20 protein-coding genes and 1 tRNA gene are annotated in these 19,031 nt (G+C 67.0%); 6 read left to right on the top strand and 15 right to left on the bottom strand.

Going from position 1 to position 19,031, the window contains the following annotated elements; translation table 11 throughout:
* Positions 1-5 precede the first annotated feature (5 nt).
* The 3 genes from H7F51_RS01225 to H7F51_RS01215 form a co-directional block, all read right to left on the bottom strand.
* Positions 6-668 (bottom strand): peroxiredoxin, encoded by a 663-nt coding sequence (locus H7F51_RS01225; RefSeq protein ID WP_185662376.1) that lies wholly within the window; start codon positions 666-668, stop codon positions 6-8.
* A gap of 109 nt (positions 669-777) precedes the next feature.
* Positions 778-2,190 (bottom strand): adenosylhomocysteinase, encoded by a 1,413-nt coding sequence (gene ahcY / locus H7F51_RS01220; RefSeq protein WP_185662375.1) that lies wholly within the window; start codon positions 2,188-2,190, stop codon positions 778-780.
* Positions 2,191-2,321: 131 nt separating this feature from the next.
* Positions 2,322-2,783: an S-adenosyl-L-homocysteine hydrolase gene (locus H7F51_RS01215; RefSeq protein ID WP_185662374.1), complete on the bottom strand. Its 462-nt coding sequence runs from the start codon at positions 2,781-2,783 to the stop codon at positions 2,322-2,324.
* 228 nt (positions 2,784-3,011) lie between these two features.
* Between H7F51_RS01215 and H7F51_RS01210 the strand changes: the two genes are divergently transcribed.
* Complete coding sequence (locus H7F51_RS01210) at positions 3,012-3,491, top strand: peroxiredoxin (protein WP_185662373.1); 480 nt, start codon at positions 3,012-3,014, stop codon at positions 3,489-3,491.
* 550 nt (positions 3,492-4,041) lie between these two features.
* On the opposite strand, the gene folE is transcribed toward H7F51_RS01210, so the two are convergent.
* The 5 genes from folE to H7F51_RS01185 form a co-directional block, all read right to left on the bottom strand.
* A complete protein-coding gene (gene folE / locus H7F51_RS01205; protein WP_185662372.1) occupies positions 4,042-4,668 on the bottom strand; it encodes a GTP cyclohydrolase I FolE in 627 nt (208 codons plus the stop codon).
* A 23-nt stretch (positions 4,669-4,691) separates the two neighbouring features.
* Positions 4,692-6,197 carry a phospholipase D-like domain-containing protein gene (locus H7F51_RS01200; RefSeq protein ID WP_185662371.1) on the bottom strand — a complete coding sequence of 502 codons (1,506 nt, stop codon included), beginning with the start codon at positions 6,195-6,197 and terminating at the stop codon, positions 4,692-4,694.
* Between the two features lie 88 nt (positions 6,198-6,285).
* Entirely contained in the window at positions 6,286-7,890 is a 1,605-nt protein-coding gene (locus H7F51_RS01195) for a carboxylesterase/lipase family protein (RefSeq protein WP_221773935.1), read from the bottom strand.
* A gap of 192 nt (positions 7,891-8,082) precedes the next feature.
* Positions 8,083-8,159, bottom strand: a tRNA-Arg gene (locus tag H7F51_RS01190).
* Between the two features lie 46 nt (positions 8,160-8,205).
* Positions 8,206-8,667, bottom strand: a complete 462-nt coding sequence (locus H7F51_RS01185; RefSeq protein WP_185662538.1) for an NUDIX domain-containing protein — start codon at positions 8,665-8,667, stop codon at positions 8,206-8,208.
* 206 nt (positions 8,668-8,873) lie between these two features.
* Here H7F51_RS01185 and H7F51_RS01180 point away from each other — a divergent pair, with 206 nt between their 5' ends.
* Together H7F51_RS01180 and H7F51_RS01175 are read left to right on the top strand one after the other, a co-directional pair.
* Positions 8,874-9,059: a Flp family type IVb pilin gene (locus H7F51_RS01180; RefSeq protein ID WP_185662370.1), complete on the top strand. Its 186-nt coding sequence runs from the start codon at positions 8,874-8,876 to the stop codon at positions 9,057-9,059.
* A 104-nt stretch (positions 9,060-9,163) separates the two neighbouring features.
* Positions 9,164-9,337 carry a Flp family type IVb pilin gene (locus H7F51_RS01175; RefSeq protein WP_185662369.1) on the top strand — a complete coding sequence of 58 codons (174 nt, stop codon included), beginning with the start codon at positions 9,164-9,166 and terminating at the stop codon, positions 9,335-9,337.
* Positions 9,338-9,524: 187 nt separating this feature from the next.
* Here the strand turns inward: H7F51_RS01175 and H7F51_RS01170 are convergent, their stop codons facing one another.
* From H7F51_RS01170 to H7F51_RS01155, 4 genes are read right to left on the bottom strand one after another with little or no spacing between them, the layout of a single operon-like run.
* Positions 9,525-10,469: an acetyl-CoA carboxylase carboxyltransferase subunit alpha gene (locus tag H7F51_RS01170; RefSeq protein ID WP_185662368.1), complete on the bottom strand. Its 945-nt coding sequence runs from the start codon at positions 10,467-10,469 to the stop codon at positions 9,525-9,527.
* 10 nt (positions 10,470-10,479) lie between these two features.
* Complete coding sequence (locus tag H7F51_RS01165; RefSeq protein ID WP_185662367.1) at positions 10,480-11,391, bottom strand: tyrosine recombinase; 912 nt, start codon at positions 11,389-11,391, stop codon at positions 10,480-10,482.
* A gap of 10 nt (positions 11,392-11,401) precedes the next feature.
* Positions 11,402-13,231 carry a hypothetical protein gene (locus H7F51_RS01160; protein WP_185662366.1) on the bottom strand — a complete coding sequence of 610 codons (1,830 nt, stop codon included), beginning with the start codon at positions 13,229-13,231 and terminating at the stop codon, positions 11,402-11,404.
* Complete coding sequence (locus tag H7F51_RS01155; RefSeq protein WP_185662365.1) at positions 13,228-13,365, bottom strand: hypothetical protein; 138 nt, start codon at positions 13,363-13,365, stop codon at positions 13,228-13,230. Before H7F51_RS01155 ends, H7F51_RS01160 begins: the two co-directional genes overlap by 4 nt.
* Positions 13,366-13,536: 171 nt before the next feature.
* On the opposite strand from H7F51_RS01155, the gene H7F51_RS01150 reads away from it, so the two are divergent.
* From H7F51_RS01150 to H7F51_RS01140, 3 genes are read left to right on the top strand one after another with little or no spacing between them, the layout of a single operon-like run.
* Complete coding sequence (locus tag H7F51_RS01150; RefSeq protein ID WP_185662364.1) at positions 13,537-14,115, top strand: shikimate kinase; 579 nt, start codon at positions 13,537-13,539, stop codon at positions 14,113-14,115.
* Positions 14,106-15,209 (top strand): 3-dehydroquinate synthase, encoded by a 1,104-nt coding sequence (aroB, locus tag H7F51_RS01145; protein WP_185662363.1) that lies wholly within the window; start codon positions 14,106-14,108, stop codon positions 15,207-15,209. Before H7F51_RS01150 ends, aroB begins: the two co-directional genes overlap by 10 nt.
* Positions 15,210-15,244: 35 nt before the next feature.
* A complete protein-coding gene (locus H7F51_RS01140; RefSeq protein WP_185662362.1) occupies positions 15,245-16,633 on the top strand; it encodes a peptide MFS transporter in 1,389 nt (462 codons plus the stop codon).
* A 20-nt stretch (positions 16,634-16,653) separates the two neighbouring features.
* Here H7F51_RS01140 and gor read toward each other — a convergent pair whose 3' ends face one another.
* The 3 genes from gor to H7F51_RS01125 form a co-directional block, all read right to left on the bottom strand.
* Complete coding sequence (gene gor / locus H7F51_RS01135) at positions 16,654-18,000, bottom strand: glutathione-disulfide reductase (protein ID WP_185662361.1); 1,347 nt, start codon at positions 17,998-18,000, stop codon at positions 16,654-16,656.
* A 77-nt stretch (positions 18,001-18,077) separates the two neighbouring features.
* The gene (locus H7F51_RS01130; protein ID WP_185662360.1) at positions 18,078-18,542 is read right to left on the bottom strand and encodes a TadE/TadG family type IV pilus assembly protein; all 465 of its coding nucleotides are present in this window, start codon (positions 18,540-18,542) and stop codon (positions 18,078-18,080) included.
* Positions 18,539-19,012 carry a TadE/TadG family type IV pilus assembly protein gene (locus tag H7F51_RS01125; protein ID WP_185662359.1) on the bottom strand — a complete coding sequence of 158 codons (474 nt, stop codon included), beginning with the start codon at positions 19,010-19,012 and terminating at the stop codon, positions 18,539-18,541. Before H7F51_RS01125 ends, H7F51_RS01130 begins: the two co-directional genes overlap by 4 nt.
* Positions 19,013-19,031: the final 19 nt, after the last annotated feature.

The following is a 19,031-nucleotide window of genomic DNA, read 5'->3' as shown; positions in this document are numbered from 1 at the left end:
GCCGCTCAGCCCTTGGGCTGGGGGACGACGCGCAGGTAGGGCGTGACCGCGTTCCAGCCATCGGGGAAGCGCTCGCGCGCCTCGTCGTCGGACACGGCGGGGACGATGATGACGTCTTCGCCCCACTTCCAGTTCACCGGGGTGGCCACCTTGTGCTTTGCCGTCAGCTGGCAGGAATCGAGCAGGCGCAGCACTTCGTCGAAATTGCGGCCCGAGCTCATCGGGTAATTGAGGCTGGCCTTGATCAGCTTGTCGGGCCCGATGAGATAGACCGTGCGGACCGTGGCGTTGTCTGCCGCGGTGCGGCCTTCGGAGGTGCTGCCGGCATCGGCGGGGAGCATCTGGTAGAGCTTGGCCACGGCAAGGTCGCTGTCACCGATGATCGGATAGGTCACCTCTCCGCCGGTCGCCGCGCGGATATCGCCGAGCCAGCGCTCGTGATTGCCCACAGGGTCGACCGAGAGGCCGATGACCTTGCAATTGCGCTTGGCGAATTCGGGCGCGAGGCGGGCGAGATAACCCAGTTCGGTGGTGCAGACCGGCGTGAAATCCTTGGGGTGCGAGAACAGGATGCCCCAGCTGTCCCCCAGCCAATCGTGGAAGCGAATCTCGCCCTGCGTGGTCTGGGCGGTAAAATCGGGCGCGGTACTTCCGATCGAGAGTGTCATGCCATTTCTCCCAGCGCGCCCCAGGCGCAGGGTTCTAGCATGGCGCCCCGATACGGAAAAGGGCGAGGCTGGCGCCCCGCCCTTTCGTTCGCGGCTATTCGCCGGGCGATCAGTAGCGGTAATGGTCCGGCTTGAAGGGCCCTTCCGAGGACACGCCGATATAGTCGGCCTGCTTCTTCGACAGCTTGGTCAGCTTGACGCCCAGCTTTTCGAGGTGAAGGGCGGCGACCTTCTCGTCGAGGTGCTTGGGCAGGACGTAGACGCGGTTTTCGTAAGCGTCGTTGCGGGTGAACAGCTCGATCTGGGCGAGGGTCTGGTTGGTGAAGCTCGACGACATGACGAAGCTCGGGTGGCCCGTGGCGCAGCCGAGGTTGACCAGGCGGCCCTTGGCCAGGACGATGATCTGCTTGCCATCAGGAAATTCGACCAGATCGGTGCCCGGCTTGACCTCGGTCCACTTGTAGTTGCCCAGCGCCGAGATCTGGATCTCGCTGTCGAAGTGGCCGATATTGCAGACGATGGCCATCGGCTTCATCGCCTTCATGTGCTCGGCGGTGATCACGTCTTCGTTGCCGGTGGCGGTGACGAAGATGTCGCAGCGTTTCACCGCTTCTTCCATGGTCACGACCTCATAGCCTTCCATGGCGGCCTGGAGGGCGCAGATCGGGTCGATCTCGGTGACCATGACGCGGGCGCCGCCCTGGCGCAGCGAAGCGGCAGAGCCCTTGCCGACATCGCCGAAACCGGCGACGCAGGCGACCTTGCCGGCCAGCATCACGTCGGTCGCACGGCGGATCGCGTCGACCAGCGATTCCTTGCAGCCGTAGAGGTTGTCGAACTTCGACTTGGTGACCGAATCGTTCACGTTGATCGCGGGGAACGGCAGCTTGCCGTCCTTGGCGATCTGGTAGAGGCGGTGGACGCCGGTGGTGGTCTCTTCCGAAACGCCCTTGATGTGGGCGACCGAGGCCGAGAGATAGCCCGGCTTGCGCTTGAGGAATTCCTTGAGCGCGCGGACGAACTCGATTTCCTCGGCATTGCTCGGCTCGAACAGCGGCTCGCCGGCTTCGACGCGGGCGCCCCACAGGGCGAACATGGTGGCATCGCCGCCATCGTCGAGGATCATGTTGGCGGTCTGGCCAGTGCCGTCATCCCAGTCGAAGATGCGGCCGACATAGTCCCAGTATTCGGCCAGGCTTTCGCCCTTCACGGCGAAGACCGGGATGCCGGCGGCGGCAATCGCGGCGGCGGCGTGGTCCTGCGTGGAATAGATGTTGCAGGTGGCCCAGCGGACATCGGCGCCGAGGGCCACGAGGGTCTCGATCAGCACCGCGGTCTGGATGGTCATGTGCAGCGAGCCGGTGATCCGCGCGCCCTTGAGCGGCTGGGACGCGCCGAATTCGTCGCGCAGCGCCATCAGGCCGGGCATCTCGGTTTCGGCGATACGGATTTCGGCGCGGCCGAAGTCAGCGAGGCCGAGATCGGCGACAACATGATCGGGGGCGACGGCGAGTGTGGTCACGGCAAGCTTCTCCTGAACGGCTCGGCAGCGCGCCGCCCAACGGAAAAGGCGGCGCCATCATGGCACCGCCCTTACCCGTTCCGTCCAAGAATATAAAGATGTCTTTATATGCGACTCGAAGGGTGGCCGGTTCAGCGCCCGGCCATGGCGAATTCGCCGCGCGCATCCGGCGCGAGAAGCTGGTCGGCAGCCTCGTTCAGGGCATCGCGGCCGCGCATGTTGGTAAGGATGCGGGTTGCGACCTTGAGCTCGGCGCAGCCCAGCCACGGGTGCCCCTGCCCGTACTGGTTGGCCATCGAAGTGCTGATCCGGTCAAGCGCGCGGTCTGCCCCCTTCGCGCCGTACTGGGAGACGAGGCCCAAGCGCAGGTCCTTGGCCGCGCCGTTCAGCTCAGCGAGGTGCGCGGCCTCGAAGCGCTGGAATTCGGGCTGAAAATTATCGCGCCCGGTGCGGCAGCGCAGCGACGTTACCATCAGCATGATATCCAGCCGGCGCAGCTTCTCCGCCTCGCCTCCGCGAGCGGCCGAAGCCGGCATGGCGCACAACATTCCCCCTGCGGCAAGCGCCGCGAATGCGATCCCGATCCTGTTCATGTCCCTGGTCTCCACAACGTGGTTTCCCCCACGTGCAGAGGATTGCGGCCGCAACGGTTAATTCCGCTTCACCGGGTGGGTTTAAATCGAAAGAAACCATATTCGGTTCGTCGCATTTTACCTCGGCGGGCGACGCGCGGATGAGTTGTTGCGAATTGCTCGCGCAAGCGCCTATGCCAGCGCCCAGAGATTCAGACCCCGATTCAAACCCTGGAAGGACACAGAACAATGACCATTGCAGTTGGCGACAAGCTGCCCGACGTGAAGCTGATCAAGGCCGGCGCCGAAGGAAACGAGCCGGTGCAGACCGGCGAATATTTCGCGGGCAAGAAGGTGGCGCTGTTCTCCGTCCCCGGCGCCTTCACCCCGACCTGCTCGGCCAAGCACCTGCCGGGCTATGTTGACAAGGCCGCCGAGCTCAAGGCCAAGGGCGTGGACGAGATCGTCTGCACCGCGGTCAACGATGCCTTCGTGATGAAGAACTGGGGCGCGGCCAGCGGTTCGGCCGATGTGACCATGTTGGCCGACGGCAACGGCGACTTCGTAAAGGCGCTGGACCTGACCATGGACGGCACCGGCTTCGGCATGGGCCTGCGCGGCAAGCGCTTCTCGATGATCGTCAACGACGGCACCGTGGAAGAGCTGAACGTGGAAGGCCCGGGCGAATTCAAGGTGAGCGCGGCCGAGTACATGCTCGAGCAGCTGTAAGACTTGGTGCCCCGGTTATGGCCGGGGTGTGCTTGCTTTCCTTCCCGATTACGGGAGGAATTGAGGAGGGCCTGCTCGCGGGCCCTCCTTTTTTGTGGGCGGGGTGGGGCTGCGTGGTTGAATGCAGCGCGCATGGGAAACGTCCGCTATTTGGGTTTCCTCGCCGGAAGCGGCCGTTCCGGAAACGCCGACATTGCGGTCAAAATCCTACCAACCCCGCTCAGCCTGAGCCTGTCGAAGGCCACGCGCTGCCCTCTGAAATGTGCCGACCGTCTGCGGACTGGCCGCATGTCTCGGAGTTGGCGTGCAAGGTAGGGCGACTGGGGCGAGACTTGGCGCGTGGCCTTCGACAGGCTCAGGCTGAGCGGGGTTGGTAGTGGGGCAAGAAGGTCCATTTCCCCCGACTTTCCGGCCTTTCACTCGACGTAGCGCGTGTTCTGAAAGCTGCCGTTGGCGCTCTGCCTCGGACTCGTCGCACCGGGTAGCTGTTGCAGGCCCACCCCCGGCCCCTCCCGCCTGCGGGAGGGGAGTTAAGCGTCGCGCGTGGGGCTCAGCCGTAGCCCATCAGGCTGAGGACTTCCTTGCGGCTGCGCTCGTCCTTGAGGAAGGTGCCCATCATCCGGCTGGTGACCATGCCGACGCCCGGCGTGCGCACGCCGCGCGCGGTCATGCAGGCGTGGTTGGCCTCGATCACGACCGCCACGCCGTGGGGCTTCAGGTTGTCCCAGATGCACTGGGCGACCTCGGCGGTGAGGCGTTCCTGGATCTGGAGGCGGCGGGCGAAGCCGTGGAGGACGCGGGCGAGCTTGGAGATGCCGACCACGTGATCGCGCGGCAGGTAGGCGATGGCCGCCTTGCCGATGATCGGGGCCATGTGATGTTCGCAGTGGCTCTGGAACGGGATGTCCTTGAGCAGGACGACCTCGTCGTAGCCGCCGACTTCCTCGAAGATGCGAGACAGGTGGACCGCCGGGTCCTCGCCGTAACCCTGGCAATATTCCTTCCACGCGCGGGCGACCCGACGCGGGGTATCGAGCAGGCCCTCGCGCGCCGGATCGTCGCCCGACCAGCGGATCAGGGTGCGGATCGCCTCCTGCACGTTCTCGGGCACGATGATCTTGCCGTCGGCGCCCACCGGGCCGGTGCCGTCCTCGTCGGGGCCATCGATACTGCTCATGCGAAACCTCCCTCGAGCCAGCCCTAGCGCGGCCGGCGCAGAAAACCGCCACGGCGAAACAGGCCGCGCCGGCCGCGCATCGGCTCGAACAGTTCGTCGGGACGTTCTGGATCGAGCAGGGCGCTGTCGGCAATCGCCTTTTCAGCCTCGGTGAGCGGACGCAAGTGGAAAGGCTCGAGCCGCTTGGCCGTGCGGGGCCTCTGCTCGATCATTTCGGCCATCGAACCGTGCTCGGCCAGCAAGGGGCCGATCGCCTCGACCGGCAGGCCGCAATGCTCGGCCAGCAGGCGGTGGCGAACATGAGTGATCGTCTCGCGCACCTCGGGCCGATCGTTCGCCGGGCGGCGTGCGTCGATGAACACGTCGGCCTCGGTATCGAGACCCATCGAGCGGTTGTTCCAGTTGGCCGAGCCGATTCGCAGGATCTCGTCATCGACGATCATCAGCTTGGCGTGGACGTAGATCGGCACCGAGCCGGTATAGGGCACGAAGACCCGCATGCGTTTCGCGGGATCGCGCTCGGCCACGGCATGGAGCAGGCGCACGCGGGCCCCGTCCATCGCCGCCTGTTCGAGCCAGCCCTCGGCATTGAAGGGATTGATCAGGATGACCTCGGGCGGATTGGGGCGGGACAGGCGGTGAGCGAGGGCCTCGGCGATGCGGCGCGAGGCGAAGTACTGGCTCTCGGCATAGATCAGGCGCTGGCTGGCGGCGATGTGCTGGACGAACAGGGCCTCGATCTCGCGCACCTCTTCATAGCGGCCGTATTTCGCGGACGTGCGCGAGATGCCGACCTCGACATCGCGGAACTCGGCCTCGAGCCGGGCCGGCCAGGCGCTTTCTTCCTGCGGGGCGCAGGGCTCGATCGGCCGGCCCCCGGCCCGCTTCCAGCGCGCCCGGCCAAGGTCGCCCAGCGCGCGGGCGGCATCGCCTTCCATCAACATCGTCATGTCGTGCCACGGGCCGTAGGGGCGCCGGCTGGGCTTGAGCCGGCGCGGGTCGTGCTCACGGTGCTCGGGCGTGTCCCAGCGGCTGGTGGTCATGTCGATCCCGCCGCAGACCGCAAACCGGTCGTCGATCACCACGATCTTCTGGTGATGCGCGCAGCCGAGCGGATGGGCCGAGTCGAACTTGAAGTCGATCTGCGGGTGGCGGAACCAGCGGATCAGGTCGAAGATCATCGTGCCGCGGAAGACAAACTTGAGCGCGCCGAAATTCCACTTGAGCACGCGCACCTGAAGTGTCCGGTTGCGGTTGACGAGCCACACCACCAGCGCCCCGAGGCGGGCGGGGTGGCGCTTGCGGCTCGGCCGGTTCCACCAGCGGCGGCCGGGCCCGATGCGGACGCGGGTATCGAAATCCCAGCCGATCATCATGATCCGCTGGCGCGCGCGCAGCATGGCATCCTGCATCAGCGAGAAATAAGCGGCGGCATCGACCACGACATGGGCGCGGCTGGCCATGGCGAAGCGCCAGACGCCGGCCTCTGTGCCCTGGTCTTCCGAATCCCCCTGCGGCGGCGAAGTCATCGCATCTCCCTCGACGGCCACGTCTAGCCTTCGCTCTGCATCGGGGAAACCCGGCGCGGACGGGAGCGGTTCCCGCCCGCGACACGGATCAGTGCCCGCGCAGCCGGGCGATCGCCTCGATCCGGGCGTGATAGGGATCGTCGCTCCCCGCATTGCTGCCATCGGGGTTGAACCGCATCAGACGATCCGCAGCGGGATCCTCGCGCGGCCAGGGGGCGAGTTGCTCGCCGCTCGCGGTCTTGCCGTTGGGGTCGAGCGTCTTGACGAAGTTGACCCAGTAGGCGTGGAGCCGGGCGGCGACGGACCTGTCCTCGGCCGTGGTGGCCGCGCCATATTTGGCCGTGACCATGTCCATCGCAAAGGGGATGTCAGTCGCGTGCGGCGGGCCCTCGGTCCATTCGCCCCGCATGGCGTTCGCCACATAGCCGAAGCGGTAGCGCCAGACGGGCAAGCCCTGTGCCGTCATCAGCCGGGCGATGTTGCGGGCATTCTCGTTATAGGAAAGGTCGCGACCCATCTCGCGCAAGACACGGCCCGGATCGGCGGCCGGGGCGACGAGATAGGCGGCCCGCGCTGCTGGCCCGACCGGGGCGAAGGTCGTGGCGAATGCCTCGTCGAGCGTCGGCGCGGTCATCGCGGCGAAGTTGTCGGCCGTGGTCGACCCGATGATCAGCGGGACGCGGGCCTCGCGCGCGGCCTTGACCACTTCCACCAGGCCGCCGGTCAGCAACTTGCCGTCGCCGACCGCGCCGGCAAAGGTCGGGCGCTGGGCGGCGGCGGTGCCGATGTGGATGCCGTCGGTCACTTGCGCCGCCGAGAGGGCGCGCAGCCGGGCAAGGGTCTCGCTGCCCTCGCCCGCGATGCCCCAGCGCGCGGCAAAGGCGAGCCCGGCCTTGTCCGCCTCGGCCGCCGGGGTGGGCGCATTGTTGGCATTGCCGCCCGACTGGATGATCGCCCCGCGGAACAGGCCGCGCGCCAGCGGACTGCCGAGCAGCATGGCGACCTGCCCGGCCCCGGCCGACTGGCCGTAGATCGTCACCTTGGCCGGATCGCCGCCGAAGGCCGCGACGTTGCGCCGGACCCATTGCAAGGCTGCCACGCTGTCCATGTAGCCGTAGTTATAAAGCAGGCCCTTGTCGGCATCGCCGCGGGCGAGCGCGGGAAAGCCGAAGAAGCCGAACCGGCCGACGCGGTAGTTGTAACTGACGAAGACCACCCCGTCGCGGGCGAAGGCATCGCCGGAATAGACATCGGGCGAGGCCCCGCCGTTGACGCTGCCGCCGCCGTAGATCCAGACCATGACCGGAAGCCTGGCCCCGGCGCGGGCGCCCTTGGGCCGCCAGACGTTGATCGTCAGGCAATCCTCGGCGGGAGCCGTGCCGAGCGGGGCGGCATCGCTGGGATAGGGCTCCTGCATGCAATCGTGCCCGAAAGCGGTGGCCGGGCGCAGGCCTTTCCACGATGACGGCGGCTGCGGCGCGCGCCAGCGCAGGGGGCCAACCGGCGCCGCGGCATAGGGAATGCCCAGAAAGCGCTCGCCGCCTGGCGATGCCTCGCCCGCGACCATGCCGGACTGGGTCATGGCCGTGGGCGAAGGATGCGCCGGGGCGGCCGGGACCGGAGCGGCCGAGGCCATGGCAAGAATGGAAATCAGGGCAAGGGGCGCAAGCAGGCCCTTGGGGTAGCGCATCATCCGGTCTCCCGCTTGGTGGTCAGCCCCGGCGTCTTTGCGCCGGTCCGGGCTGCTATAGCAGGGTATGTGCAGGATGTGTCCGGGGCCGGCAGGCAAGTCTATTGCCGGGGCCGCGCGATCAATCACCGGCGGGGCCGGCCCAGGGCGGGAATCAAAAAGGGCGGCACCGCAGTGCCGCCCTGATTTTCCCTATGGCGCGCCCGGAACGATTCGAACGTCCGACCCTCAGATTCGTAGTCTGATGCTCTATCCAGCTGAGCTACGGGCGCCCTTGGGAGCGCCGCCTCTAGGACCGACTCTCCGGCTTGGCAATACCTAAATCGACCCTTGGCCAAGAACTTTTTCAAGCTGCTCCGCCAGCGGGTAATCGAGCGGCGGCATGGCCAGCGCCGAGACCTCGCCGGGGGCGTACCAGCCGATTGCCTCGCCCTCGAGGCAGCGCACTTCGCCCCTCCAGGAGCGGCAGGCATAGAGCAGGATGACCAGTCCAGCCCCTGCCCCGGGCGCCGAATCGGCAAAGCCCACGGGGACAAGCGCGGCTTCGTCGAGCCGGGCACCCAGTTCCTCCTCGATCTCGCGCACAAGGGCGGCGCGGGGGCCCTCGCCCGCCTCGACCTTGCCGCCGGGAAACTCCCATAGCCCGCCGTGATTCTTGCCCAGGGGGCGCTGCTGCATGCAGATCCGGCCATCGGCGGATATGAGGGCCGCCGCGACCACGAGCAGGGTGCTTCGTAGTTGCGCTGGGGAAGAAGTTAAGACTGTCGGGAAATCTTGCATCGTTTGCACCTGCCCGGGCCGCTTCCGCACACTGGCGGCAAAATCGGTTTTTTGCGAGGCTTTAAGCAAAGGGCAACCCCTGCACCTCTAACCTTTCGGCCTGTCCCTGTCGGCATTTTTTGCACGTTAACCCTGCGGTCTAACCCGGCGGTAACGAAACTGGTGCGAAACCAATCTCACAGCGAAATATTCGACGGAACCAACCCATGAAACTCCTGCAGACGCTCCAGTCTCTGTTGCGCGACCAGCGAGGGGCCACGGCCATCGAATACGGGCTGATCTGTTCGCTAATCATGATTGCCATCATGGTAGCGGTCCAGGGCGTTGCCAGTGAAACCAACATCATGTGGGGCCGTGTGGGATCCACGTTGGCCAACGCAACGTCCGGGTGAGAGTGCTTAACCTTTTAATAAGACCTCATAGTTAGAAACACTCTTGCTCCTACCGGTGGGACGGGAAGAGCCGGGTACTTAGACTGCAAACCAGGAGACTAGACATGACCTTCTTCAGCAAGCTGATCCGCGACGAAGCTGGCGCCACCGCGATCGAATACGGCCTGATCGCCGCCCTCATCGCCGTCGCCATCATGACCACGGTTTCGGGCCTCGGCTCGCAGCTCAACACCACCTTCTCGAAGACCTCGTCGCAGCTGGGTACGGCCAACTCGTAATCCGCCGACGCAAGTCACGAAAAGATTGGGGCGGCGGGAATTTCCCGCCGCCTTTTTCTTTGTCTGCAAGAGCTTGCGCCAAAACGCGGGCGACAAAAGAAAACGGGCGCCCGAGGGCGCCCGTTCTGCTTGTGCCTTAATTGCGCCCTGTCGAGCCTGCCTAGCCCTGTCGAGCCTGCTTACAGGTTCAGGCGCCGATGGCGAGGAAGCGTTCCTCGCGCAGCTTGACCAGTTCCGACGGCTTCTTGCGCGACAGACCGTCGAGTTCCTCGCCGATCGCGCGGGCGAGCGCCGCGGCAGTTGCGGCGGGATCGCGGTGGGCGCCGCCGACCGGCTCCGGCACGATCCGGTCGATCACCTTGAGCGCGAGGAGATCCTGCGCGGTCACTTTCATCGCCTCGGCAGCGTCAGGCGCCTTGTCGGCCGTGCGCCAGAGAATCGACGATGCGCCTTCGGGCGAGATCACCGAATAGACCGCATGTTCTAGCATCAGCACGCGCTCGGCGCTGGCCAGCGCCACGGCGCCGCCCGAGCCGCCCTCACCCACGATCGCGGCGACCATCGGCACTTCGAGCGCGAGGCAGGCCTCGGTCGACCGGGCGATGGCTTCCGCCTGGCCGCGCTCTTCGGCCTCGACCCCGGGAAAAGCGCCCGAGGTGTCGACCAGCGTTACAACCGGCAGGCCGAATCGGCTGGCCAGTTCCATCAGGCGAATCGCCTTGCGGTAACCCTCCGGCTTGCCCATGCCGAAATTGTGCTTGATCCGGCTCTGGGTATCGTTGCCCTTTTCATGGCCGATCAGCACGATGCGGCGATTGCCGAGCCGGGCGAAGCCGCCGATGATCGCCTGATCGTCGCCATAGAGCCGGTCTCCGCCCAGCGGCATGAAATCGGTGAAGGCATAGCCGACATAGTCGAGGAAGTGCGGGCGCGCCGGATGGCGGGCGACCTGGGTCTTCTGCCAGGGCGAGAGCGCGGCATAAGTACTGGCCAGCAGGCCCGCGCTCTTCTTTTCCAGCTTCTCGATCTCGGCGGCGAGGTCGATATCGCCATCGACCGCCGTGGCGCGCAGCTCGGCAATGCGCGCTTCGAGCGCGGCAACCGGCTTTTCGAATTCAAGGAAGGAAATCATGCCTGCGCGATTAGTCGCGCTCTGGCCGCTGGGCAAGGAAATTGGCTCTCGAATCCCCCGTAGCCAGCGGATGGCGGGCATTCACCAGCGCCACAAGCCGCGCCGAATCGACGTGAGTGTAGATCTGGGTCGTGGCGATGTCGGCATGGCCGAGCAGGGTCTGGAGCACGCGCAGGTCGGCCCCGCCTTCGAGCAGGTGGGTGGCGAAGGCATGGCGCAGGACGTGTGGCGAGATCTTTTCGGGGGCGATGCCGGTGCGCAGGGCAAGCTCGCGCAGCAGTTGGAACAGGCGCACGCGGGTGAGATGCCCGCCCGCCCCGCGCGAGGGGAACAGATGGCGGCCGCCGGCAGGGCGCAGGGCCAGCCAGCGCGACAGGGCCTGCCGGGCGCGGGTCGAAACCGGGACCATGCGCTGCTGCCCGCCCTTGCCGGTGATCGTGAGGAACGGCGCATCGCGCGGGACGGCATTCAGAGGCAGCGAGACCAGCTCGGTCGCGCGCAGGCCCGAGCCATAGAGCAGTTCGAGCAGCGTCAGCATCCGCACCGCCTCGGCCCGGTCTCCGGCCGCCTCTTCCTCGGCGCGCACCAGCAGGGCCTCGACCTCGGCGTGGGAGAGCAGGCGCGGCAGCGGGCGGCGGGCGCGCGGGCGCGGCAGGGCGGGCGACGGATCGTCGGCGCGCAGGCCTTCATCGACCAGAAATCCGTAGAACTGGCGCAGGGCCGAGCATTTTCGGGCGAGGCTCGACGGGGCAAGGTCGGCCCAGCCCTGTCCGAGCCGGGCCAGCGCCGCGCCGTCGGCCCGGGCGAGATCGCCGATCAGTTCGCCCGCTCCTTCGAGATCGCGGCGATAGGCGGCCAGCGTGTTGGCCGCCGCGCCGCGTTCGGCAGCGAGCATGGCGAGGAAGGTATCGACCGGGTTCATCCGGCCGTTCTCATCCCCGCGCCACGGCCTCGGCGGCGATCATCCGCGCTTCGGCGGAGAGCCCGGCGCGGCTGAGCGCCGCGACGATGTGATAGAGGTTGCGCGCCGTCATCTTGTCCCACCCGTCGCCCTGCATGCCGAGCCCGGCGAGCAGCGCCACCAGCGCGGGATTGCGGTACTGGGCGGCAAGGTCGATCGCCTTCGACCAACGCGTGGCATAGTCCAGCCGGAAGCCGTACTTGCCGGCAAGATCGTTGGCATTGTTCAGCGGCAGCCGGCCGAGCCCGGCCAGTGCGGCGACAAGGAACTGGCTGCGGCGCGAATCGGTGCTCTGGTCGCCGTCGTGGAACTCGTCGATCGCGCCGGTATCGACCGCGGCGCCCCCCGGCGTGCCGACGGCGAGCAGGGCCCAGCCCGCGCTGCCCTTTTCCAGGACCGGCGCCCAGCGCGCGGCATTGGCGTCGAGCCCGGCGGTGAGCATCGAGGAGATCAGGTCGGGCGCATCGTCGGCATAGGCCTTGTCGACCGGGAAGCGCGCGGCGCAATAGGCGGTGAGGACCTGCCGCGAGTGGAGCCGCAGCGGATCGGCGGCATCGCCCCAGATCTCACGCATGGCGGCGAGACGGTCGGCCGGGTCCTGCGCGACATAGGCATCGCGCAGGCGCGCGGCACGGGTGGCCCATTCGCTGTTGTCGGCGTCCTCGTCGTAAACCTGCCCGTAGAGATCGACCAGGGCGGTGGACGAAAGCAGGCCGCGGCCTGCGGCGACATCGGCGGCCGAAGCACGGCCATCGAGCGACAGCATCGGGGCCGTGGCGGCCATGTAGGAATAGGTCGGCGCCGCGTCCTTCATCAGGGCGGCCGGGGGCTGGAGCCCGACCGCGAGGGTCATGGCATAGCGCCACGGGGTCATGTCCTTGACCCCGTCCCACTCGATCTTGACCGCGCGGCGCGCCTTGCCCGCGGCGCCCGCGTATTTCTGGGCCAGCAGCATGTCGATCCGCGACATGGCACCGTAGTAGAACAGCCGGTCGAGCGATGCCATCGAGCGGCTGTCCTCGCCCGAGAAGGCATCGCAGACGGCCTGCAGGACCTGCCACGGCTTGTCTTTCTTCGCCGTGCCCTGCAGCGCGATGACCGGGCAGATGCCGGTGAAGTCGGACGTGGCGACGTAGGAATCGAGGGCCGACTGGGTCAGCGCCGGGCTGAAATTGGCTGTGTCGACATCTTGGACGAGGGCGCGGGCGGCGCTCCCCTCGCCCATCCGCACCAGCAGGGCGGCGCGCATGGCGGCAAAGTCGGCCGGTTCCATCCCGGCCGGGGCATCGAGCCGCGAGGCCAGTGCGCGGCGCACGAGGATATGGCCCCAGCGCGAGACGAAATGCCCCGAATCCCCTTCGAGCAGGGTGCGCACGAGGTCCGGGTTCTGTTTGCGCAGGCCCCACCAGGGCAGGCCGCCCTCACCCTCGTCGATCACGCCGACGCGCAGCATGGCGTGGCGGGCGGCGGGGGGAATGTCGTCCTTGGGCTTGAGCCCGAGCACGCTGTCCAGTTCGTCCGGGCTCATCGCCTCGAGCGCCTCGAGCGAAGGCAGGCCGGACGGCAGGGCGACCGGGCCAGAGCGAGCGGCAAGGCCGGAGGGGATCTGCTGGATGACGGGGGTGGCGGCCGGGTTTGCCGCGGCGGCGGGCGCGGCGGCGCGCGGCGGCGCGGCAGCGGCAGGGCGCGCCGGCTTGTCGAACCCCGGCGGCAGGAGCGATTCGGGCGCGTCCTGCGCAAGGGCGAAAGCCGAGGTGAGCGCGAGGGCAGCGCCGGCGAGGTAGAGGTGGACGTGCTTCACTGCGCCGCTCCCGGTACCGGGATCTCGACCGCGATCTCGCGCACCGGCTCACGCCCGCCATCAACCCAGGCATAGGCGAGGAACGCCGCGAACGCGGCCAAGGCCACAATCAGCCAGAGCTTGCGGGAACGCATCTCTTCTCCTCTGCCAGCTTCATTCGGGAAAGCGGTGAGCGACAATGTGCCTTGCGACATAAGACGCGACTTACGACCGGCCAACCTTCGCAACCTTCCTCAAGCATCTGGGCCGCGCGCGAGAGCGCGACGCTTGCACAGGCGAGTAGCGCAACTATAGGCAGCGCTGCAATGGAAGTCGACGAAACCCGCCTGACGAACGAGGAGATTGCCGCGCTGGCGCGGCGGATCGACCGTCCGCTCGTCCTGGTGGGGATGATGGGCTGCGGCAAGAGCTCGATCGGGCGCAAGCTGGCCCAGGTGCTGGACCTGCCCTTCGTCGATGCCGACGAGGAAATCGAGCGCGCCGCGCAGATGACCATTCCCGAGATTTTCGCGGCCTATGGCGAGCCCTATTTCCGCGACGGCGAGCGGCGGGTGATCGCGCGCCTGCTCGAGAACCCCGGCGCCCGGCCGCGGGTGATCGCCACTGGCGGCGGCGCCTTCGTCAATGACCAGACGCGCGGTCTGATCCTGCAGCGGGCGATCACGATCTGGCTCGATTCGGATGTCGAAACGCTGGTCGAGCGGGTGGGCCGCAAGGACCATCGCCCCCTGCTGCGCGGCGGCGATCCCGCCGAGATCCTGCGCAATCTCAAGTCAGTGCGCGATCCGTACTATTCAGAGGCGCCGATCAAGGTGGTCAGCGGCAAGGCTCCGCAGACCCGGACCCTCGGCAAGGTTCTCAAGGAAATCGATTCATGGCTGTGATCCCGGTCGGCATCGCCGGACGTCCCTACGAAGTGCGCGTGGGCGTGGGCCTTCTCGCCAATGTCGCCGCCGAATGCGGCCCGCTGCTGCGCAAGCAGCGCGTGCCGATCGTGACCGACGACAAGGTTTTCGCGGCCTGGGGCGGCACCGTTGCCGCCTCGCTGGAGGGGGCGGGATTCGAGCCGCGCTGGAAGATCCTGCCAAGCGGCGAGGCGACCAAATCGTGGGCGCACCTTGCCGAGGTGATCGACTGGTTGCTGGCCGAGGAAGTGGAGCGCAAGGACCATGTGCTCGCGCTCGGCGGCGGGGTTATCGGCGACCTGACCGGCTTTGCCGCCGCCGTGCTCAAGCGCGGGTGCAATTTCATCCAGTTGCCGACGACCCTGCTGTCCCAGGTCGATTCGAGCGTGGGCGGCAAGACCGCGATCAACACCGGGGCCGGCAAGAACCTCGTCGGCGCGTTCCACCAGCCTTCGCTGGTGCTGGCCGATCCCTCGACGCTGGACACCCTGCCCCCGCGCGAAGTGGGCGCGGGCTATGCAGAGGTGTTCAAGTACGGCGCGCTGGGCGATGCGGACTTCTTCGCATGGTGCGAGGCCAATGGGCCCGCGCTCATGGCGGGCGATCCGGCGGCGCGCGAATTGGCGATTGCCCGTTCGGTCGCGGCCAAGGCGGCGATCGTGGCGCAGGACGAGTTCGAGACCACCGGCTTGCGCGCCCTGCTCAACCTTGGCCACACCTTCGGCCATGCGCTGGAGGCCGAGACCGGCTTTTCCGACCGCCTGCTGCACGGCGAGGGCGTGGCGCTCGGCATGGTGCTGGCGGCCCGCTATTCGGCGCGGCTCGGGCTCTTGCCCGCCAGCGAGGCCGAGCGCATTCCCGCCCATTTGAAGGCGGTGGGGATGAAGTCGGAACTGGCCGAGCTGGGGCTGGACGTCGACGGTCAGGCGCTGGTTTCCCACATGCTGCACGACAAGAAGATGGACGCGGGCACCCTGCCCTTCATCCTGCTGCGCTCCATCGGCGAGGCCTTCCTCGCCAAGGACGTGAAGCTGGACGACGTCGCCCGGTTTCTTGACGAGCAGTTGAAATAGGATACCCCGGCTCATCAGACCGTTATGGTGAGCCGATGACCCTTTCCGAAGCGACGCCCGAACTCGACCCGGCAACGATCGAGAAGGCGGCCCACGACCGGGCCTTTCTCGGCCACCCCAAGGGTCTGGGCTATCTCGCCTTCGTCGGAGGGTGCGAGCGGTTTTCCTACTATTCCATGCAGACCCTGCTGGTGCTCTACATGGTCAAGTTCCTGCTGCTGCCCGAGCATATCGGCACGGTCTGGGGGCTCGAGTGGCTGCAGGGCGGCTGGTATGGCGGCAAGCAGGGCCAGCCGCTCGCCTCGGCCGTGTTCGGGGACTATACCTCACTGGTCTATCTGACCCCGATCGCGGGCGGCTATATCGCTGACCGGTTCCTCGGACGGCGAACCACCCTGATCCTTGGCGCGCTGGTCATGGCGCTGGGCCACTTCCTGATGGCCTTCCAACCGACCTTCCTGCTCGCCCTCATCTGCCTTGTCATCGGCGTCGGCCTGTTCAAGGGCAATATCGCCAGCCAGGTCGGCGAGCTGTACGCCGCCGAAGACAGCCGCCGGGCCATGGCCTTCCAGATCTTCTACATCGCGATCAACGTCTCGGTGATCGGCGCGCCGCTCATCTCGGGCACGCTGGGCGAGAAGGTCGGCTGGCACTGGGGCTTCGGCACGGCCGGCGTGGTGATGGTGGCGGGGCTGCTGCTCTACCTGAAGGCAGGGCCGTGGCTGCCGGCGGACAATGCGCCCGTGCGCGGCGCGGCGCGCGAACGGCCCGGCCTTGAGCCGGGCGACGGAGCGCGGCTGCTCGCCGTGGTCCTGCTGGTGCCGGCACTGGCCGTGGCGCTGATCACCAACAACCAGATCTTCAACGCCTACCTCGTCTGGGCCGATGAGAAATTCGCGCTGACCTTCTTCGGCCACACCCTGCCGACCAGCTGGATGATCACGATCGACGCGGCGCTCTCTTTCGCCATGCTGGTCTGCGTGGCCGCCTTCTGGAAATGGCGGGCGGCGCGCACCGGCACGGAGCCGGACGAGCTGGGCAAGATGATCATCGGCAGCCTGTTCTCGATCGCCGGCGGGCTGTGCCTGGTGATCGCGGCGGCGACTGCGGGGGGCGGCAAGATCGGGCTGTTCTGGCCGGTCCTGTTCCACCTGCTCAACTCGATCGGCTTTTCCAACATGCTGCCGGTGAGCCTGGCCCTGTTCACCCGCCTCGCCCCGCGCGCGATGAACGCGACCGTGCTGGGGGTCTATTACCTCGCCTTCTTCGCCGCCAACAAGATGGTCGGCGAGATCGGCGGCTGGTATTCGGACATGGACACGGTGCAGTTCTGGCTGCTCCATGTCGGCACGGCCGCGATCGGGCTGGTGGCCTTTGCGGGCTTCCGGCTCTTCGCCGCCCCCCGACTGCTGGCTCACGCCTAGCCGCCGGGGGCAGACCCGGATCAGCGCATCAGCACGAGTTCCTCGGCCATTGAGGGGTGGATCGCCACGGTATCGTCGAACTGGGCCTTGGTCAGCCCGGCCTTGACCGCGATCGCGGCGGCCTGGAGGATTTCCGGGGCATCCGGGCCGATGAGGTGGACGCCCAGAACCCTGTCGCTGTTGGCATCGACCACCAGCTTGTAGAGCCCGCGCTCCATCCGGTCGGCGAAGACGTTCTTCATCGGCCGGAAGTCCGAGGTGTAGACCTTGATATTGCCATAGGCATTGCGCGCCTGCCCCTCGGTCAGGCCGACCCCGGCGAGCGGAGGCTGCGAGAATACCGCGCTGGGAATGCACGAATAGTCCACCGTGCGCGGCTTGCCGCCGAACACGGTGTCGGCAAAGGCATGGCCTTCGCGGATCGCCACCGGGGTGAGCTGGACCCGGTCGGTCACGTCGCCCACGGCATAGATGCTCGGGCAGGAGGTGCGGCTGTATTCGTCGACCGGGATCTCGCCCTTTTCGCCGAGCTGGACCCCGGCACTCTCCAGCCCGAGCCCGTCGGTCTTGGGGCGGCGGCCGGTGGCGACCAGCACGGCATCGGCCGGGAAAGGATCGCGGTTACCGGCCGTGACCATCAGCGAACCGTCCTCCTGCTTCTCCACCTTCCGGATCGGGCACTGGAACTTGTACTCGATCCCGCGCGCCATGGTGATCTGGAGCAGGCGGTCGCGCAGCGATTCGTCATAGCCGCGGAGGATCTGGTCGCTGCGGTTGACGACGGTGACCTGGCTGCCGAGCGCGTTGAAGATCCCGGCGAATTCGAGCGCGATATAGCCCGCGCCCTGGATCACCACGCGGCGCGGCAGTTCGGGCAGATGGAACACCTCATTCGAAGTGATGCAGTGCTCCACGCCTTCGAACTCGGGCAGGACCGGCCAGGCGCCGACCGCGACGAGGATGTATTTCGCGCTGATCTCCCGCCCCGAGGCGAGGCGGACCGCGTTCGGCCCGGTAATCTCCGCCCGTTCGAGGAAGCGTTCGACCTTGTTGTTGCTCAGCGTCTGTTCGTAGAGCCCGTTGAGCCGATCGACATCGCGCAGGACGGTATCGCGCAGCCGCGCCCAGTCGAAGCTCATGCCCTCTACCGACCAGCCATAATGGGCCGCGTCCTGCAGTTCCTCGGCGAAGTGCGATCCGTAGACCAGCAGCTTCTTGGGCACGCAGCCGCGGATCACGCAGGTGCCGCCGACCCGGAACTCTTCCGCCACGGCCACGCGCGCGCCGTGCGAGGCGGCGATGCGGCTCGCCCGGACCCCGCCCGACCCGGCACCGATGACGAAGAGGTCGTAGTCGTATTCAGCCATCTGCCGCTCCTTGTTGCGGAGCGCGATATGGCAAGGGGGGGCGCGTTTTGCCAGTCGGAAACGGCCCGAGCGGCTGCCTACTGCTGGTAGACCCGCCGGGTGTAGGACATGGTGTAGCCCGGCGTGGAGACGAACACCAAGCTCATCGAGATCGTGTAGCTGAGCGAAACGTCGACGTAGCAGGCGCCGTTGTTGTTGCCGAGGGTCACGGTGGGCGTGGTAAGCAGGGCCGTATTGACCCCGAACACGCTCGCGGTGACCTTGCTCTTGATCTGGTCGTTGGTGGGATAGCCGCTCCTGGTCAGGGTCGAGCCCGTGCCGCAGGTTGCCGTGTTGGCCTGACCGGTAAAGACGCTGGCATAGCGCGCGCCCACCTCGACCGCGTTACGCACACCGGCATAGGCCTGAATCGCCATGCCGAGCTGGATCACTCCGAAGATCACCACACCCAGCGCGGGGAAGGTGAGCGCGAATTCCACGGCGGGGCTTCCGGCCTCGTCGCGCCACAGTGCGGCCAGTCGGCGGCGAAGCGGAACGATCATTGGACCCTCACTTCGGCAAAGCCCTTGAGGGCGACCGACGTAACCGCCGACGCATTCGGGTTGCCCACCCTGAGCCGGGACGTGAAAATGGTGCCGAACAGCCAGGTATAGGTGTCGGTGATGGTGATCGAGGCATAGCGCGCCGGCGAGCCGGTAGCGCAGGTTCCGGAATAGGTGCTCTGCCGGGTGCCACCGCATTCGAGCCACATATCCGCCACGACATTGGTGTTGTTGGTGGTGGGATAGCCATAGGCCGTGGCGGCCTCGTCATGGATGATCGTCGTGCTCAGGGAGGTCGTCGACGATTTGTAGGCCAAGGCCATTTCCATCGTCCGCGCCGCCGCCTGCTGGATCTTGATCTGCTGGAGGAAGGCCATCCCGAGGTCCGCGGCCACGCAGGCGAGCATGACCAGAACCGGCAAGATGAAGCTCATCTCGATCACGCTGGACCCGCACTGGTCTCGCCACAAGTCAGCGAGCCTTGGGCAG

Origin of the sequence: Novosphingobium flavum (genome assembly GCF_014230315.1) — a bacterium.
Taxonomy (GTDB): Bacteria; Pseudomonadota; Alphaproteobacteria; order Sphingomonadales; family Sphingomonadaceae; genus Novosphingobium; species Novosphingobium flavum.
Note: the sequence above shows the minus strand (reverse complement) of the source record. Positions and strands in the feature narration are given on the sequence as shown.

Bases quoted from the DNA above. Each gene is read 5' to 3' on its own strand.
- H7F51_RS01225 (WP_185662376.1), bottom strand. From the start codon at position 668: ATGACACTCTCGATCGGAAGTACCGCGCCCGATTTTACCGCCCAGACC.
- H7F51_RS01215 (WP_185662374.1), bottom strand. From the start codon at position 2,783: ATGAACAGGATCGGGATCGCATTCGCGGCGCTTGCCGCAGGGGGAATG.
- H7F51_RS01210 (WP_185662373.1), top strand. From the start codon at position 3,012: ATGACCATTGCAGTTGGCGACAAGCTGCCCGACGTGAAGCTGATCAAG.
- folE (WP_185662372.1), bottom strand. From the start codon at position 4,668: ATGAGCAGTATCGATGGCCCCGACGAGGACGGCACCGGCCCGGTGGGC.
- H7F51_RS01200 (WP_185662371.1), bottom strand. From the start codon at position 6,197: ATGACTTCGCCGCCGCAGGGGGATTCGGAAGACCAGGGCACAGAGGCC.
- H7F51_RS01195 (WP_221773935.1), bottom strand. From the start codon at position 7,890: ATGATGCGCTACCCCAAGGGCCTGCTTGCGCCCCTTGCCCTGATTTCC.
- H7F51_RS01185 (WP_185662538.1), bottom strand. From the start codon at position 8,667: ATGCAAGATTTCCCGACAGTCTTAACTTCTTCCCCAGCGCAACTACGA.
- H7F51_RS01180 (WP_185662370.1), top strand. From the start codon at position 8,874: ATGAAACTCCTGCAGACGCTCCAGTCTCTGTTGCGCGACCAGCGAGGG.
- H7F51_RS01175 (WP_185662369.1), top strand. From the start codon at position 9,164: ATGACCTTCTTCAGCAAGCTGATCCGCGACGAAGCTGGCGCCACCGCG.
- H7F51_RS01170 (WP_185662368.1), bottom strand. From the start codon at position 10,469: ATGATTTCCTTCCTTGAATTCGAAAAGCCGGTTGCCGCGCTCGAAGCG.
- H7F51_RS01165 (WP_185662367.1), bottom strand. From the start codon at position 11,391: ATGAACCCGGTCGATACCTTCCTCGCCATGCTCGCTGCCGAACGCGGC.
- H7F51_RS01155 (WP_185662365.1), bottom strand. From the start codon at position 13,365: ATGCGTTCCCGCAAGCTCTGGCTGATTGTGGCCTTGGCCGCGTTCGCG.
- H7F51_RS01150 (WP_185662364.1), top strand. From the start codon at position 13,537: ATGGAAGTCGACGAAACCCGCCTGACGAACGAGGAGATTGCCGCGCTG.
- aroB (WP_185662363.1), top strand. From the start codon at position 14,106: ATGGCTGTGATCCCGGTCGGCATCGCCGGACGTCCCTACGAAGTGCGC.
- H7F51_RS01140 (WP_185662362.1), top strand. From the start codon at position 15,245: ATGACCCTTTCCGAAGCGACGCCCGAACTCGACCCGGCAACGATCGAG.
- gor (WP_185662361.1), bottom strand. From the start codon at position 18,000: ATGGCTGAATACGACTACGACCTCTTCGTCATCGGTGCCGGGTCGGGC.
- H7F51_RS01130 (WP_185662360.1), bottom strand. From the start codon at position 18,542: ATGATCGTTCCGCTTCGCCGCCGACTGGCCGCACTGTGGCGCGACGAG.